This window comes from Flavobacterium sp. UM26 (assembly GCF_057922445.1).
Genome location: NZ_JBVHCY010000001.1, coordinates 160,524 through 177,134, shown reverse-complemented (window position 1 = coordinate 177,134; position 16,611 = coordinate 160,524). Strand labels below are relative to the sequence as shown.

Annotated in this window: 16 protein-coding genes; 4 read left to right on the top strand and 12 right to left on the bottom strand. The window is 36.0% G+C overall.

The genetic code is table 11. The features are described 5' to 3' along the window. Nucleotides 1-2 precede the first annotated feature (2 nt). The 4 genes from ACZ1AQ_RS00780 to ACZ1AQ_RS00765 are packed head-to-tail and all read right to left on the bottom strand — an operon-like array spanning nucleotide 3 to nucleotide 1,690. Complete coding sequence (locus tag ACZ1AQ_RS00780; RefSeq protein WP_489631063.1) at nucleotides 3-230, bottom strand: (4Fe-4S)-binding protein; 228 nt, start codon at nucleotides 228-230, stop codon at nucleotides 3-5. Nucleotides 231-235: 5 nt separating this feature from the next. Further along, complete coding sequence (locus tag ACZ1AQ_RS00775) at nucleotides 236-643, bottom strand: OsmC family protein (RefSeq protein WP_489631062.1); 408 nt, start codon at nucleotides 641-643, stop codon at nucleotides 236-238. A gap of 1 nt (nucleotide 644) precedes the next feature. Further along, the gene (locus ACZ1AQ_RS00770) at nucleotides 645-926 is read right to left on the bottom strand and encodes a GNAT family N-acetyltransferase (protein WP_489631061.1); all 282 of its coding nucleotides are present in this window, start codon (nucleotides 924-926) and stop codon (nucleotides 645-647) included. A 47-nt stretch (nucleotides 927-973) separates the two neighbouring features. Continuing rightward, nucleotides 974-1,690 carry a pirin family protein gene (locus ACZ1AQ_RS00765; RefSeq protein ID WP_489631060.1) on the bottom strand — a complete coding sequence of 239 codons (717 nt, stop codon included), beginning with the start codon at nucleotides 1,688-1,690 and terminating at the stop codon, nucleotides 974-976. Nucleotides 1,691-2,138: 448 nt separating this feature from the next. On the opposite strand from ACZ1AQ_RS00765, the gene ACZ1AQ_RS00760 reads away from it, so the two are divergent. Together ACZ1AQ_RS00760 and ACZ1AQ_RS00755 are read left to right on the top strand one after the other, a co-directional pair. Beyond that, entirely contained in the window at nucleotides 2,139-2,648 is a 510-nt protein-coding gene (locus tag ACZ1AQ_RS00760) for a hypothetical protein (protein WP_489631059.1), read from the top strand. Between the two features lie 3 nt (nucleotides 2,649-2,651). Then, on the top strand, nucleotides 2,652-3,350 hold the full coding sequence (locus ACZ1AQ_RS00755; RefSeq protein WP_489631058.1) for an aspartyl/asparaginyl beta-hydroxylase domain-containing protein: 699 nt from the start codon (nucleotides 2,652-2,654) through the stop codon (nucleotides 3,348-3,350). A gap of 461 nt (nucleotides 3,351-3,811) precedes the next feature. On the opposite strand, the gene ACZ1AQ_RS00750 is transcribed toward ACZ1AQ_RS00755, so the two are convergent. The 5 genes from ACZ1AQ_RS00750 to ACZ1AQ_RS00730 form a co-directional block, all read right to left on the bottom strand. Beyond that, a complete protein-coding gene (locus ACZ1AQ_RS00750; protein ID WP_489631057.1) occupies nucleotides 3,812-4,387 on the bottom strand; it encodes a Crp/Fnr family transcriptional regulator in 576 nt (191 codons plus the stop codon). Next, on the bottom strand, nucleotides 4,388-4,708 hold the full coding sequence (locus ACZ1AQ_RS00745; RefSeq protein WP_489631056.1) for a DUF6370 family protein: 321 nt from the start codon (nucleotides 4,706-4,708) through the stop codon (nucleotides 4,388-4,390). It lies immediately after the preceding gene. 77 nt (nucleotides 4,709-4,785) lie between these two features. Next, entirely contained in the window at nucleotides 4,786-6,660 is a 1,875-nt protein-coding gene (locus tag ACZ1AQ_RS00740) for a peptidase U32 family protein (protein ID WP_489631055.1), read from the bottom strand. 185 nt (nucleotides 6,661-6,845) lie between these two features. Next, the gene (locus tag ACZ1AQ_RS00735; RefSeq protein WP_489631054.1) at nucleotides 6,846-8,033 is read right to left on the bottom strand and encodes a pyridoxal phosphate-dependent aminotransferase; all 1,188 of its coding nucleotides are present in this window, start codon (nucleotides 8,031-8,033) and stop codon (nucleotides 6,846-6,848) included. Nucleotides 8,034-8,083: 50 nt separating this feature from the next. Then, a complete protein-coding gene (locus tag ACZ1AQ_RS00730) occupies nucleotides 8,084-9,178 on the bottom strand; it encodes a fatty acid desaturase family protein (RefSeq protein WP_489631053.1) in 1,095 nt (364 codons plus the stop codon). A gap of 109 nt (nucleotides 9,179-9,287) precedes the next feature. On the opposite strand from ACZ1AQ_RS00730, the gene rsmG reads away from it, so the two are divergent. Continuing rightward, a complete protein-coding gene (gene rsmG / locus ACZ1AQ_RS00725; RefSeq protein WP_315141585.1) occupies nucleotides 9,288-9,917 on the top strand; it encodes a 16S rRNA (guanine(527)-N(7))-methyltransferase RsmG in 630 nt (209 codons plus the stop codon). Between the two features lie 216 nt (nucleotides 9,918-10,133). Here rsmG and pruA read toward each other — a convergent pair whose 3' ends face one another. The 3 genes from pruA to ACZ1AQ_RS00710 form a co-directional block, all read right to left on the bottom strand. Continuing rightward, entirely contained in the window at nucleotides 10,134-11,762 is a 1,629-nt protein-coding gene (gene pruA, locus ACZ1AQ_RS00720) for an L-glutamate gamma-semialdehyde dehydrogenase (protein WP_489631052.1), read from the bottom strand. 120 nt (nucleotides 11,763-11,882) lie between these two features. Beyond that, nucleotides 11,883-12,269: a Co2+/Mg2+ efflux protein ApaG gene (gene apaG, locus ACZ1AQ_RS00715; protein WP_489631051.1), complete on the bottom strand. Its 387-nt coding sequence runs from the start codon at nucleotides 12,267-12,269 to the stop codon at nucleotides 11,883-11,885. A 67-nt stretch (nucleotides 12,270-12,336) separates the two neighbouring features. Beyond that, nucleotides 12,337-13,599, bottom strand: coding sequence for a type IX secretion system plug protein (locus ACZ1AQ_RS00710; protein ID WP_489631050.1), 1,263 nt, complete (start codon nucleotides 13,597-13,599; stop codon nucleotides 12,337-12,339). A 171-nt stretch (nucleotides 13,600-13,770) separates the two neighbouring features. On the opposite strand from ACZ1AQ_RS00710, the gene ACZ1AQ_RS00705 reads away from it, so the two are divergent. Further along, nucleotides 13,771-16,584, top strand: a complete 2,814-nt coding sequence (locus tag ACZ1AQ_RS00705; RefSeq protein ID WP_489631049.1) for a M16 family metallopeptidase — start codon at nucleotides 13,771-13,773, stop codon at nucleotides 16,582-16,584. The last annotated feature ends 27 nt before the right edge of the window (nucleotides 16,585-16,611 follow it).

Here is a 16,611-nt window from a genome sequence, read left to right as displayed (position 1 = left end):
TTTTATTCTTTATTCATATAGTATGTCAATGCTCCCGAAGGACATTTTTTTACCGTACTGATGATGGCTTCGGTAGTCGAATTTTCGGGAACTATCCACGGTTTTTCTTTGGGTTTAAATACGTCGGGATTGTTCTTTACACATTCGGCAGCGTGTTTGCATAAGCTGTTTTTCCAAACAATGGTTACCTCGCCATTGCTGTACTCTTTGGTTAAATCTTTGGCATCCATAGTATTTATAGTTGAGTGTTAATACTGACTTTGTTTTTTAATAGTTTAGAAACGGGACATTTCTCGGCTATCAAAAGTAAGCGTTCTTTTTGTGCTTCGGTAATGATTTCAGAAAAAGTGATGGTTCTCGAAATGGTAGTCTCTAATTCGGACTCGTTATTTTGTGATAAATTCAACGCAATCTGAATTGCGGGAATGTGCCAACCTTTGCGGTCAATGTACATTCGCAAGGTAGAAAGAGTACAACCCGCCAGCGAAGCCAATAAAGTAGAGTAGGGGTCAGGTCCCAAATCTTGTCCTCCAATAGTTTCGGGTTCATCCATTAGTAATTCGCCGTTACGCCAAGAAATGGTGCACAAGTATTTTTGTGCACCAATACTTCCTTGAACGTCTTTTTCTAGTAAGTTTTCCATTTTAAAGCACGTCTCTAAATTCTGGAGTTTTGTCGAATACTTTTTTGGCAAACGGACAAAGCGGAATGATTTTTATGTTGTTTTCTCGAGCATAGGTCACTGCTTGAGCAACCAGTTGTTTGCCCAAACCTTTTCCTTCATTGCCTGGATTTACACCCGTGTGGTCAATTATGATTTTGTCTTCTCCGGCAAAAACAAACGTCATTTCTGCTTCTTGTTTTCCCTCAATTTCAATAAAAAAACTCCCTTTTTTATCGTTGATTTTTACTTGTACTTCGTTCATAATTAATTTTTTACTGAATACTATGTGCTGACGACTGACTACTTTATTTATTGTTCCATCGGGATTTCCATCACCAAAAATTTAGCAGCTGTTGTGGCCTTGATGTCAATTTCTGGAGTATCCCAAATTCCAAGGGCATCTCTTTTGCTTAATCGTTCTCCGTTGACTTCTATTTCGCCCTCAATAGTCATAATGTAAAAACCGTTACCTTCTTTTTGTAAAGCTAATTTTTTAGAAAAATCGGCATCAAAATCAGACAAATAAAACCAAGCGTCTTGATGAATCCACACCCCAGCATCGTCAGGATTTGGCGATAGAATTTGAGCAAAATTGTTTTTTTGTTCGTTAACGTCCAAAGTGATTTGTTGGTAGCGAGGTGCTACATTGCGGTATTTTGGGAACAACCAAATTTGAAACAGCTTGGTTTGTTGGTCCGCATTGGGATTAAATTCACTGTGTTGAATACCCGTTCCGGCGCTCATTACTTGTACATCGCCTGTTTTGATAGTTGCAGCATTGCCCATACTGTCTTTGTGTGCCAAATCGCCTTCTAGCGGAATGGTGATGATTTCCATATTGTCGTGTGGATGCGTACCAAAACCCATTCCAGCAGCAATGGTGTCATCGTTCAAAACGCGAAGCATTCCAAACTGAATTCTATCGGGGTTGTACCAACTAGCAAAGCTAAAACTGTGATAAGCATTCAACCATCCGTGGTTTGCGTGTCCTCTTGAATCTGCGGTATGTAAAACTGATTTTTTCATCTTCGTATAAATTTAGTGATTACTACAATACAAAGGTATGCTCGTTGCGAGCAAAAGTCACTTAACCTAGATTAAGAAAAAAAATGAGCCAGAAATATCAAATGTTGTAGTTTTATAAAGTAAGTACAGCTATTGATTTTAGACTTGTGAAGTCTACCAAACTCAAGCTTTTTATTATGAAGATAGTCCAGAACCCAATTAGTATGAGTTTATGAGATTGGGGTTGCTAGCCAAACGACTTACTACCCGAAATGACTTCGAAAAGTATGAGGTTTTGAATGATCGTAGTTTTTTGGCAGCTACTATTTTTAATTGACACAAATATAAAGTTTTTTTAGTGCCAGAATATATCTAAAAAAGTTACGATTTCGAATTTGCTTTTTAGTAAATAGGCTCAAGCATTTTTGATTTTTTTATTACATTTAGTATCCGAATAGTAATAGTACAAATGACAAATTTAAAAAACACCCCCGAAGTAATTAAAGTACTCCACTTTTTGGATTCAATAGGAATAGCCGTGGTTGAAAAAGAATTAGATGATACCACCTTTCTACCTGGTTTGGCTTTGGGAGCCAATTGTGTTCAAATAGATTTCAATAAATTATTGTATCCCGGCGATATTTTGCACGAAGCAGGTCATCTAGCCGTAACTACTAGCGAGGACCGAAACAATATAGGTACTCCCAAAATGGCTGACAACTGGCCTGCTGATGGAGAAGAAATTATCGCTATGTTATGGTCTTATGCTGCTCTTATTCATTTAAATTTTCCTGCAGAATTTGTTTTTCATCCCAACGGTTATAAAAATGAGGCGTCTTGGCTCATTGAAAATTATAGCAATCAAAATTATATTGGATTGCCTCTTTTAGAATGGACTGGGCTTTGTTTGACAAAAGAACAAGCGGAGATAGAAAATAAAAAACCATTTCCCACGATGGTTAAATGGTTAAGAGATTAAAGTATGGACGCATTAATACGATATATAAAATTTGGGCTTTCCTTTGATGTCAGTAAGTTACAAAACGATTTGCAACAAATACTAGACAACAGTTGGGTGAAGCATTACAACAAGAATGGTTATGACGGTTCTTGGACATCGATGGCCTTACTGTCTGTCAATGGGAAATCAGATGCCATTTATGCCTTTGACCAAACTACAAGCGAATTACTCCCTACTGAAATTTTAGCACAATGTCCTTATTTTACTCATGTTATAGATTCGCTTTTGTTTAAAAAAACTGCGGTCAGATTATTAAAACTAAGTGCTGGCGCAATAATAAAACCGCATCAAGATCATTGTTTGGGATATGAAGATGGCTGTTTTAGAATGCACATTCCTATCGTTACAAATCCGTTAGTCGAATTTATTTTAGACAATGAACGCCTACACATGAATGCAGGAGAATGTTGGTATATTGACGCCAATTTTACACATTCAGTAGCGAATAAAGGGACTCAAGATAGAATTCATTTGGTAATTGACGGCATACGAAACGATTGGACCGATGCTTTGTTTTTTGCTCATGCTACAGCAGAAGAATTTATAAAACCAGAACCCGTAATAAGCAAAGCTCAAAAACTACAAATCATAGAAGAACTTAAAAAATTAAATACTCCTGCAGCAAATGCTATAATTGTACAATGGAAAAATGAGCTGTAATACTTTGCTATAGCACACATCGAATATGCTATAGTCCAACCATTTTCTCTTACTACTCAATCCGAAAATGGAGCGAGACCTCGGATCATTCAATTCAAATTTTCTAATTGTATTCCAAAGTTCTAGTTGATGGTTTGCTCTATTTTTTATTTAGGGTAAATTAGTATGTTATTGAATAGGGTTTCGAAAAGGATGCCGTTTTGAGTGCTGAGGGTTTGGATGGTTAATTTAAATTCGATTCTGTTTTATTTGCATCAATTCCTCTTGCTAACCCCCTTTTTCTGGTTTTTTGCTTGGTCTAGAGCAATTAAAGATCGCCTGAATAGCATCTCGTACCTAACCTAGTTCTTTCCTTAAATGATATTTTGTAGTTTATGTTTCATGAAATTTAAACCACGAAGATAAAATTTAAATTGTTATGATGTTTAGTTGGGATTTGCATGAGGTAACTTCGATATTAATCACTTCTTCAATAACCTACTCTTCATTTTACTAAAGAATTCAGGTGTTACGCCAATATAAGATGCGATGTGTTTTTGGGGGAGTTTGTGAATTAAAGTGGGGTATTTTTTGCAGAACTTTTCAAAGCGTTCCTCGGCGGTCAAGCTCAAATTATCCATTAAGCGTTCTTGATGGGTCACTAAAGAATTCTCGGCGAGTATTCTGAAAAAGCGTTCCAATTTTGGGATGGCTTTATAGAGTTCTTGATGGTTTTCTTTGGTAATGGTAACTATTTCAGCATCTTCTAGGACTTCGATAAAAAGATTGCCGGGTTTTCCAGAAATGTAACTGTACATGTCGCCCATCCACCAGCCTTCACAGGCAAAATGCAATACGTGTTCGATAATGTTGTCGTTGATATTGAAGCTTCTCAAAATCCCTGAATTGACAAAATAAGTACTATCAGCCACTTTTCCTGCGTGCAACAAAACTGATTTGGCTTTGTGTTTTTGAGTAGTTGTTTTAGACAAAAATAAGGCCTCTTCCTCGGGGGTTAAGGCCACGTGTTTGGCAATATTTTGAAGAATTAATGCCATTTACTTTTTTTCGGGTAACAATTTGAAATACGTTACCTTAAAGCGATTGTCTACGATTTCACCAATTACTTCAGCTTTTCTAACGGCTGCACAAAAACCGTCTTTGGCGTGCGCATCTCCGTGTTGGTCGATATGCGTACCGTCTACGAAATAAGATTTTCCGTTGATGCGAACGGCTAAATCGCACTCTTTTCCTTCCATACCAAATTGGCATTGCCCGCAAGAAGCCTCTACAATTTGTTTCTTAGGCGTTTCTTTTTTTTCTTGGGCGGAAACCACAAAACTGAATAATGCTACAAAAAGAGTAATTATTTTTTTCATAAGTGCTATAAAAATAGTGTTAGTTTTTTTCAAAAATAGAAATAAAAAAGGACAGGTCGCAACCTGTCCGTACTCTTTTAATGAAAATGATCTTCTTCAATTTCGAATTCGGCATCTTTTTCCCAAATCTCCATTTCGCAGGGTTTGCAATTGAATTTCAGTTTGTATTCCAATTCGCCTTGTTTTAAGACCAAAGGTTCTTTTACCTTTTTGTCCATATTTTCGCGATGGTATTTTGGACAGCGTTCCAACTCATATTTGATGCAATATTTCGTGGTCATTACACGTGATTTTCCAGGGTCCCATTGCAATTCAAAGGCTTTTTCGATTTCGGTAACGCCGTGACGTTCGTAGAATTTACGTGCTAGCTTGTTCGAAACATTATAGGTGAAATCCAATTTGGTTTCTGGAAAAGGATGGTCTGTTTTTACCAATTGTTGCTCTTCGCGATGGTAATTTTTCAATCGTATTTCTGACAATTGTTCTAGAACGGTTCTTCGCATTTCGTTGATTTTAGAAATCGGAAGGAACCAATTGTCTGAAAAAATTACGTTGATTTCATCAGCTTTATAAGGTGTGAATCCTGTTTTGGCCAGATTGGCTTTGAAATTTTCTGCTAAGGATTCGTTGTTTTTGGTGCGTTCTTTGGCATGAACTAAAGTAACGGTGCTTACATAGCCATCTTCATCGGTTGCAATTAGTTCGAAGCCTTGTTCGTTTTCGGTGAGTAATAAACTAGTGCTAATTTTTCGCACGGCGCTATCTTCTCGAGCTACCAATTTGATGAAAGCGGCATCGTTGTTGCGATAAATGAAAGTTCCAGGTTTGATGTCTTTTAAAACATTAGGATACGCTAAACCGTTTTCAACTTTGTTGATGTAAAGTCCTTCTGCTTCGTTGTTTTCGTTGATGAAACATAGGCCATCACCATTATTAAGGAATTCGCCATTTTCGATTTCGTAGCCCTTTCCAACAGTTTTAATGAGTTTTCCAATGTATTGTCCTTTTGATTTTGGGCTTTCCCAAGAACCTATGGACTGGTGTCTTTCGTTTACAAAATAATCGGTATAGCCACGATTGAAGGTTTTATCCAAAGCGGAATCAAAAGTATAAGTGCACGTTCCAGAAGAAGCTTTGGTGTATTTGTCATAACCATCTCCTTCTAAGAAAGCGTCTAATTTTTGACGTAAATACGAAACGTTATTTTTTACATAAACGATATCTTTCAATCGTCCTTCGATTTTGAAAGAGCAAATTCCAGCTTCAATTAAATTTGGTATTTGGTCTGAAACATCAAAATCCTTAATCGAAAGTAAGTGACTGTTTTTGATTAAAGTCTCACCATTGCCATCGATGAGGTTGTAGGGTAAACGACAGTTTTGGGCACACGAACCACGATTGGCAGAACGTTCTCCATTGGCCACACTCATATAACAGTTTCCGCTGAAAGACACACAAAGTGCTCCAGTCACGAAAAATTCTAGTTCAACATCTGATGTTTCGGCAATTTCTTTGATTTGGTGTAAATTCAATTCACGAGCCAAAACCACGCGTTTCATTCCCGCATCTTTTAAGAATTTAATTTTATGAGGGTCGCGGTTATTGGCTTGTGTACTTGCGTGTAAAACGATAGGAGGTAAGTCCATTTCCATAATGGCCATATCTTGAACGATTAAGGCATCAACGCCAATTTCATACAATTCCCAAATCATTTGGCGACAGGTTTCCAATTCGTTGTCGTACAAAATCGTATTAATAACCACAAAAACTTGAGCATAATACAAATGAGCATATTGCACTAAAGCTGCCACATCTTCAAGTGAATTATGAGCATTTGAACGGGCGCCAAACTGAGGAGCGCCAATATAAACGGCATCGGCACCTGCATTGATAGCTGCCATACCGTGAATTAAATCTTTGGCGGGCGCTAGTATTTCTATTTTCTTCTTCATTATTACAACTTTAGCTTTTCGAGTGTTCGCAAAAAAAAGTCTGCAAAGGTCTAATAAAATATTTAAGATTTCTAATTCAAGAGGATTTTTTTTAAAAACTAATACAATAGCGATTCAATTTTTATGAAGCAAAAAAAGCCTCAAGAAATAATTCTTGAGGCTTATTATAGCAATAGCACTTTGGTTTATCCAGCCAAAGCGTCTTTGATTCTTTTCAAAGCTTCGGTTAATAAAGCTTCGCTAGTAGCGTAAGAAAAACGAATACAATTTGGATTTCCAAAAGCGTCTCCTGTTACTGTAGCAACATTTGCTTCTGCCAAAAGATACATCGATACATCGTTAGCGTCTTTAATTTCAGTTCCTCTAAGTGTTTTTCCGAAGAAAGAAGATACATCTGGGAAAACGTAGAAAGCACCTTCTGGAACATTGATTTTGATACCAGGAATCTCTTTTAATAAACCTACTACTAAATCTCTACGGCTGTGGAAAGCCTGAACCATATGGTTCAATACGCTTGGGTCAGCATCAACAGCGGTAATAGTAGCTCTTTGTGCCACAGAGTTAGCTCCCGAAGTTACTTGTCCTTGAATTTTTGTACAGGCTTTTGCAATGAATTCTGGTGCTCCAATATATCCAATTCGGTAACCTGTCATTGCAAATGCTTTTGCAACACCGTTTACTGTAATGGTTTTTTCTAACATACCTGGAATAGATCCAATACTGCAAAAGGTTCCTGAAAAATTGATGTGCTCGTAGATTTCGTCAGCTACCACATAAATATTTGGATACTTTTCTAATACTTTAGCTAAAGCGGTCAATTCTTCTCTGTTGTACACTGAACCTGATGGGTTACAAGGAGAAGAGAACCACATCATTTTTGTTTTAGGAGTGATAGCTGCTTCTAATTGTTCTGGTGTAATTTTGAAATCGGTTTCTACAGAAGTAGGAACTTCTACAGGAACACCACCTGATAATTTTATGATTTCATAATAAGAAACCCAGTAAGGCGCTGGTAAAATTACTTCGTCACCATCGTTTAACATTACTTGAGCAATGTTGTACAACGATTGTTTAGCACCTGTAGAAACTACAATTTGAGAAGGTTTATAATCTAAATCATTATCTCTTTTGAATTTTCTACAAATGGCCTCTTTTAAATCTTGATAACCATCAACTGGAGAATAAGTGCTGTAGTTGTCGTCTATCGCTTTTTTTGCGGCTTCTTTAATAAAGTCAGGCGTATTAAAGTCAGGTTCTCCCAAACTCAAGCTGATAATATCTTTTCCTTGTGCTTTTAATTCTCTTGCTAATGCTGCCATCGCTAAAGTTTGCGAAGTGGCAAGGTTGTTAATTCTGTCTGAAAGTGGATTCATTTTATATAGTAAATAGTAATTAGTTCGTGTTGAATTTAGCAGTAGTAAGTTTAGGCTAATTCTGGTTTCATTCCCAATTCTTTCAAGTGTCTGAAGTGTGCAATTACAGCACTACGCATCGTTTTGTATTCATAGTAAGGAAGATTGCATTCTTGAGCGGTTTCCTTCACAATTTTTGCAATTTTTCCGTAGTGAATATGACTGATGTTTGGGAAAATGTGGTGTTCGATTTGGTGATTTAATCCTCCTGTATACCAGTTTATGATGGCGTTTTTTGGAGCAAAATTGGTTGTAGTAAACAATTGGTGAATAGCCCAAGTGTTTTCGATTTCTCCGTTTTCATTTGGTAATGGATTGGTGGTTTCTTCTACTACGTGAGCTAGTTGGAAAACAACACTTAGGATAAGTCCTGCAGTATAATGCATTACAAAAAAGCCAATCAAAACTTTCCACCAAGTGATGCCAATTACCATTGGCAAAACAATCCAAATAGATACATAAATCATTTTGGTAATGATTAATGTGGTCCAAAGAATTTTTGGGCTTTTAGGCTCGCCATACGATAATTTGCGTTTTAAATAATTCTTCATTTGTTTGAAATCGGTTGTAATGGCCCAATTAAAGGTCAATAAACCGTACAAAAAGATAGAATAGTAGTGTTGAAAACGGTGGAATTTATGCCATTTTGCTTCTTTTGTAAAACGAATAATTCTACCTGCGTCTAAGTCTTCGTCGTGTCCAGGAATATTCGTGTAAGTATGGTGTAAAACGTTATGTTGCACTTGCCAGTTGTACACATTTCCTGCTAGGATGTAAATAGAACCACCCATAAATTTGTTGACCCAACTTTTAGTAGAATACGAACCGTGATTACCGTCGTGCATTACGTTCATTCCTACTCCAGCCATTCCAATTCCTATAACGATTGTAAGCAGTAAATAAGCCCAAAACGGAAGGTCAAGTGTTAGAATAATAAAATAAGGTGCTAAAAAAACAGTAAATAAGATAATGGTTTTTAAATGCAATTTCCAGTTTCCTGTTTTTTGTATGTTGTTTTCTTTGAAGTAATTGTTTACCCGAGAGTTAAGTGTTCTGAAAAATTTTAAATTGTCTTGCTTTGAAAAAGTAGGTGCAGTAGTATTCATAGGAATTTTTAAATAATTGCAAATGTAACTATTATAAATTTTTGAATATACATTATTGAGTTAAAAATTTCCGCCTTAAAATAAGTACTTTTGTTAAAAATTTAAGGCTATGGATGAAATTCTAAAGTATTTTCCTAATCTAACGGATGTGCAGAAAGAGCAGTTTGCAAAGTTGGATTTTTTGTACCACGATTGGAATGAAAAAATTAATGTAATTTCTAGAAAAGATATAGATGCTTTGTACACTAAACACGTTTTGCATTCGCTAGGAATTGCTAAAATAAACAAGTTTGAGCCAGGAACTTATGTCTTGGATGTGGGGACTGGAGGTGGTTTTCCTGGAATTCCTTTGGCGATTTTGTTTCCCGAAACACGTTTTTATTTGATTGATGTTATCGCCAAAAAGATAAAAGTGGTCAAAGCAGTTGCAGAAGCTTTGGAATTGAAAAATGTAAAAGCTGAACAAATTCGTGCCGAAAATGTAAAAGGTGATTTTGATTTTATTGTGAGTCGTGCGGTGACCAATATGCCAGATTTTGTTTCTTGGGTAAAAACCAAAATCAAAAAGCAACACAAACACGAATTGAAAAATGGTATTTTGTATTTAAAAGGAGGGGATTTGACCGAGGAGTTGAAGGATTTTCCGAAGGCTACAGAATACAATTTAGCCGACATTTTTGAGGATGAATTTTTCGAAACCAAAAAAGTAGTGCACTTACCGTTGAAGTTTGTAGTGTAATTTTTATTGCTTACAAAAACACACCTATTTGTCCTTTTAACCCCGATGGTAGCGGCATCCTTGCTTGACGGGGTTCGGCAAGCAAGATATAGCGGACAGCGGGACTTTGCTGGCCAAAATGCCTTTTGATGCTGTTCCTAAAATAGAGTAAACAACAAACCCCACAAAAATCAATTTTGATTTATGTGGGGTTTTTAAATAGTTGTGTTTAGAAAATTATTCTCCTAAAAATGGATATCTGTAATCTTCTGGTGTTACAAACGTTTCTTTGATGGTTCTTGGCGAAACCCAACGCAATAAGTTCAAGGCAGAACCCGCTTTGTCGTTGGTTCCTGAAGCTCTAGCGCCACCAAACGGTTGCATACCTACCACAGCTCCTGTTGGTTTATCATTGATGTAGAAATTACCCGCTGCATTTTGAAGAGCAACTGTCGCTTCTTCGATGGCGTAACGGTCTTGACTGAAGATAGCTCCTGTTAAAGCGTACTCAGAAGTGGTGTCCACCAATTTTAAGGTTTCTGTCCAATTGGCATCTTCGTAAACATAGATGGTAATTACAGGACCGAATAATTCGGTTTCCATAGTCGTGTACTTTGGATTGCTGGTTACGATAATGGTAGGTTCGATAAAGTACCCAACGGATTTATCATAATTTCCTCCAACAATAATTTCAGCATCTGCATCTTTTTTTGCTTGATCAATATAGCTAGCTAATTTGTCAAAAGAACCTTCGTGAATTACGGCTGTAATGAAGTTGCTGAAATCTTCTGGAGATCCCATTTTCATTGATTTTACATCGGTAATCAATTGTTCTTTTAAGGCTGGCCACATACTTTGAGGCACATAAGCTCTTGAAGCTGCAGAACATTTTTGACCTTGGAATTCGAATGCCCCACGAACAATTCCTGTCGCTACTTGTTTTACATTAGCACTTGGATGCGCCACCACGAAATCTTTACCACCAGTTTCTCCTACAATTCTTGGGTAGGTTTTGTAATGGTGAATGTTGGCTCCGATTTTTGCCCAGATATCTTTAAATACATGTGTTGAACCTGTAAAGTGAACTCCTGCGAAATCGCGACTTGCTAGAACCGTATCAGTAACCATTAAAGCATCTCCAAAAACCACATTGATTACACCATCAGGAACTCCTGCTTCTTTGAATACATCGATGATGATTTTTGCAGAGAATACTTGGCTGTCACTAGGTTTCCAAACCACAACGTTACCCATCATAGCAGCACTTGCTGGAAGATTGGCAGCGATAGCCGTAAAGTTGAATGGAGTGATCGCGTATATGAATCCTTCTAGCGGACGGTATTCCAATCGGTTCCACATATCAGAAGTCGATTTAGGTTGGTCAGCGTAGATTTGAGTCATGAACTCTACGTTAAAACGTAAAAAGTCAATCAACTCACATGATGCATCAATTTCGGCTTGGTGAATATTTTTAGATTGCGCAATCATCGTTGCAGCATTGATTTTAGCTCTGTATGGTCCAGCAATCAACTCGGCAGCTTTTAAGAAGATAGCTGCACGTTGTTCCCATGCCATATTTGCCCATGCTGTTCTGGCTTCAAGAGCACTCGCAATGGCTTTTTCAACATGTGTTTTTTCGGCTAAATGATACGTTCCTACCACATGTTGATGATCGTGTGGCGCGGTCATATTTCTAGTATTACCCGTTTTGATTTCTTCGCTACCAATGTATAAAGGAACATCAATTTTTGAATTCCACATGGCTTTGTATGCTGCAAGAACTGCTGCTTTTTCTGGGGAGTTAGGGGCGTAACCTTTTACAGGTTCGTTAACCGCTTTGGGTACGTTAAAAAATCCTTTTAGCATATTTTTTATATTAAATAATTGAACAGAAAATAATGATGATTCGGCAACTGCCGATAATTTGATGCAAAAGTACAAAGTTAAAATGAAATTTTTACTCTAAATCAAAGAATAAAAGTCAAATTAATTCAAAGCAAATGAAGCGCATAATCTAAAATTAGGCACAAAAACTTTGAAATTTTTAGTAGTAGTAAAATTAATCATATTGAAATATCCTTTCATAGCGCCATAAGGCGAGGATAATAAGCAACCAGAGCTGTAGGTGTGTTGTTCTCCAGGTTTCAAAACGGGTTTTTTACCGATTACTCCTTCACCATCTACCACTTCATTGTAATTGAGGGAATCAAATATTTCCCAGTGGCGTGAAGTAAGTTGAACAGAATCTTTACTGTGATTTTCAATTGTTATTTGGTAACTAAAGGCAAAATGAATTTTGTAGTTTTTGAAATAAGTTCCTTCAAAACTAGTTAAAACCGATATTTTTATGCCTCTTGTTATTTGTGAAACCATATTGCGAAAAGTAGGTGCTTAATAATGACAAAATTACAAAAAAATGTATTGGAAAATATTTTTTTATTTAGTTCGTAATATTAACCGAATTCAGTGTTACAAAGCCAATTACACGGTCATATCTTTGTGTGTTTTCTCTGTAATATACGATAACTTCGTATTCATTTTCAGTTTGATAAAAATTACCATCAATGCTGTTTTCTTGGTCAATTTTACCTTTAGTATCTGCAACAACATATTGGTAGTTGGTAAAACCTTGTTTGATTAGCAATGCTTTTTCATAAATGTTTTTTTTCTCATTGTATTCCATCTTGTTTTCTGAAGTCAGTGCATAATTGTTGAACATTCCATTAATATAGATGTCTTTGTCTAATCGGAAACTAGGAGCAGATAAACTGAAATAAACCCAAGCATAATCGGCCTCAATTTTTTGATTAGTGGCATTCAAGTTTCGGACTACAAAGTTCCCGTTGGCATCAAGGGTAAAGCTATAAGGAAAGTTTGCTCTGGCTTCGTCTGTAAACAAGTAACTATTGTAAATACCACCACTTGAACTTATCTTGGCCACATTATTCGAGGCGTTTCGGATTTCTTTGTTGTCAAAAAAACGGAATTCATTACCTGCCCAAAACTGAGTTTCAGTATCGTATTTGTAAATTAATTCGTTGCCAATGGTATATTGCGGAATAATGTTTTTGATACCTGTGTTGAATTGTCGATTTTGTAGCAATAAAACTTTGACATTTTGAAGTGGATTTTGAAATGTAAGGCTTTTAGACGTTATAGAAAAATCTAGGTTTTGTTTGCTCTCGATAGTGCTCAAATTTCTACCTCTTTTAATTTGCAATCGAACTGAGGCTAGGTCTTCGTAGATGATAAACTTTCTTGAAAAAACAACTTCTCTGTCTTCATTTAAAATTTTGATCATATAGTTGCCACTCAAAGCCAGTTGTGTGAACTGATTGGGAATACTTAATTGGTAATGCGAATACAATTGAAGACAGTTGAAAGAATTGGTATAATCTATAATTCTTTGGTTATCAAGACCTCTCAAGTATTCTTGTTTAGGAATATCCGAAGGCACCCAATTGTAATCACAGTGAATGATTTCGTAGTAGTAATTGGCTTCATTCCCAAATAAATCATCAAAATTCAACTCAAAAGATTCCCCTAATTTAAAAACCGGAATTACATTTTGACCATTGTCCATGAAGGAAACAGTTTTAATGTTATAAGGAGGGATTGTTTCTTGAAGTGCTTGGGCTTCAATAGTTTTGCAATATAAAAAACTAAGCAATCCTATGAATATTTTTAAAAAACAATATCGCATTTTTGATTTTTTTGTACTGTAAATATACTAAACCCCTTTGTTTATTACGTTTTTTTGTAGTTAAATCGTTGGCGAGTTTTTTTTGGAAGTAATTTCTGTTAATTTTTTTATAATAATGATTTTGATTTGACGTTAAATCTATAGTTTTACTTTATCAACAAAACATTTTTTATGAAAAAAATCAACCAATTCGCATTGGGTATATTATTGTTTCCAGTAACAATATTAGCCCAAACTATGGATTATGGACAAGCTATTCCATTTGATCCGAATGTCAAAACCGGTAAACTCGAAAATGGGTTGACCTACTACATTAAAAAGAATGCCAAACCAGAAAAGAAAGTAGATCTTAGATTGGTCGTAAACGCTGGTTCTATTTTGGAAGACGATGACCAACAAGGTTTAGCTCACTTTATGGAGCACATGTGTTTTAACGGAACCAAACGTTTTCCGAAGAATCAATTAGTAGATTATTTACAAAGTATTGGCGTTAAATTTGGTCAGCACCTAAACGCTTATACTAGCTTTGACGAAACCGTTTATTTTCTTCCAATTCCTTCTGATAATCCAGAAAAATTAGAAAAAGGATTTCAAATTTTAGAGGACTGGGCATTTAATACGGTCTTAACTCCTGAAGAAATTGACAAAGAACGTGGTGTCGTTTTAGAAGAATATCGTTTAGGATTAGGTGCTCAAAAAAGAATGATGGGACGTTACCTGCCTAAAATGATGCACAATTCTAAATATGCCAATCGTTTACCAATTGGACAAAAGGAAATTTTAGAAAAATTCAAATACGAAACCTTAACTCGTTTTTATAAAGATTGGTACCGTCCTAATTTGATGAGCGTCATTGTGGTTGGTGATATTGATGTGGCCGAAATGGAAAAGAAAATTAAAGAACATTTCTCAGCGTATAAAAATCCATCCAACGAAAAAACGAGAAACGTATTTGAAGTACCCAATCACAAAGAAACTTTTGTGGCGGTAGAAAGTGATAAAGAAGCTTCAAATACACAAGTGCAATTGGTTTACAAGGATTATGATGCACCAAAGAAAATTACAACAGTTGGAGATTTTAGAAGTTATCTTGTTGAAGGCTTGTTTACTACTTTATTGAACAATCGTTTGGAGGAATTGACCAATTCTGCTACACCACCTTTTACTTTTGGGTATTCTTATTATGGTGGGACATATGCTAGAAATAAAAAAGCCTATCAATCTGTTGCAATGACGGCAGAGGATAAGCAATTAAGTGCTTTGAAAGTCTTGGTAACCGAAAATGAAAGAGCCAAAAAATTTGGATTTACTTCTGGAGAATTGGATAGAGCCAAAGCTGATTTCTTAGCTCAAATTGAAAAGAATTACAACGACAGAGCTAAAACAGATTCTGAGAATTTTGTTGAAGAAATGCAATTGAATTTCCTTGAAAAAGAGCCAGTGCCAGGAATAGAATGGACTTTTGAAACTATGAAAAAGCTATTGCCTACTATTGCTCTGGCAGATGTAAATGGTTTTATTAAAAATTACATCAAAGAAGATAACCGCGTGGTGGTTTTTACAGGACCGCAAAAAGAAAACTTGAAGAAAGTTACAGAACAAGAAGTGTTAGAAACCCTAAAAGTAAATGAAGCCGATTTGAAACCTTATGAAGATAAGGCGGTAGCGACTAGTTTGCTAAGAAAAGAGGTAAAAGCTGGAACAGTAGTAAAAAGAGAAGCTAATGCTACTTTAGGTACTAAAACGTTAGTATTATCTAATGGAGTAAAAGTAGTATACAAAACTACCGATTTCAAAAATGACGAAGTGCTTTTTGAAGCTGTGAGTTTAGGAGGAAGCAATTTGTATTCTAATGATGAGATGAAAAAAGTACAATTTGCCAATGGCGCTCTTGCAGAAGCAGGATTCTCTGGATTGAAATTGAATGACATCAACAAATTCATGACAGGAAAAATTGCACGTGTCAATCCATACATTGGAGGGACAACAGAAGGACTTAGAGGGAATACTACTCCAAAAGATTTAGAATATTTGTTCCAAATGGTGCATGCTTATTTTACTGATTTGAATTTTGATCAAGAGGCATTTGAAGGTTTTAAACAGAAACAAGCTAGTTTCTTCAAAAATATGGCTTCGCAACCACAATATTACTTCCAACAAGAATTTTATGCCTATTTGAATAAAGAAAACCCAAGATTTAATGGAATTTTACCAACAGATAAATCATGGGCCGAAACAGACTACAAACTAGCGTATGACAAATACAAAGAGCGTTTTGCTAATGCAGCCGATTTTGAATTTTTCTTCGTTGGAAATGTAGATGATAAAACCATTGAAGCTTTGGCTACTAAATATTTGGCATCTTTGCCTGCAACAGCAACCAAAGAGAAAACAGTAGACTTAGGTTACCGAATGCTAAAAGGTGATTTGAAGAAAGTGGTAAACAAAGGAACCGATCCAAAAAGTAATGTGAACATTATGTTCTATGGTGAGGCAAAATATTCTCCAAAAGAAGCATTAGCGATAGAAGCTCTGGGTGAAGTATTGACTATCAAATTGATTGAGCAATTGCGTGAATCTGAAAGTGGGGTATATGGGGTTTCAGCTCGTGGTAGTATGAACAAAGTGCCTTATGGATCTTACAACTTTACTATTAATTTCCCTTGTGGTCCTGAAAATGCAGAGAAGCTTACCGCATCGGCATTGAACGAGTTACAAAAGATTATTACCAATGGTCCAGAGGAAAAGGATGTAGCGAAATACAAAGAAGGAGAATTAGCTGATTATAGAAAAGACAGTAAAGAAAACCGTTTTTGGTTGACTAATTTTACTAGATCATACATCAATGGCAACAATCCTGAAAATGCCTTGAAATACGAAGCCGAAGTGAATGCTATAACTGCAAAAGACATTCAAGAAGTGGCCAAAAAGTATTTAACCAAAGACAAAGTAATTGGGATGTTGATGCCTGAAAGCAAATCATAAATCACAAAAGAGAACACAAAACCAAAA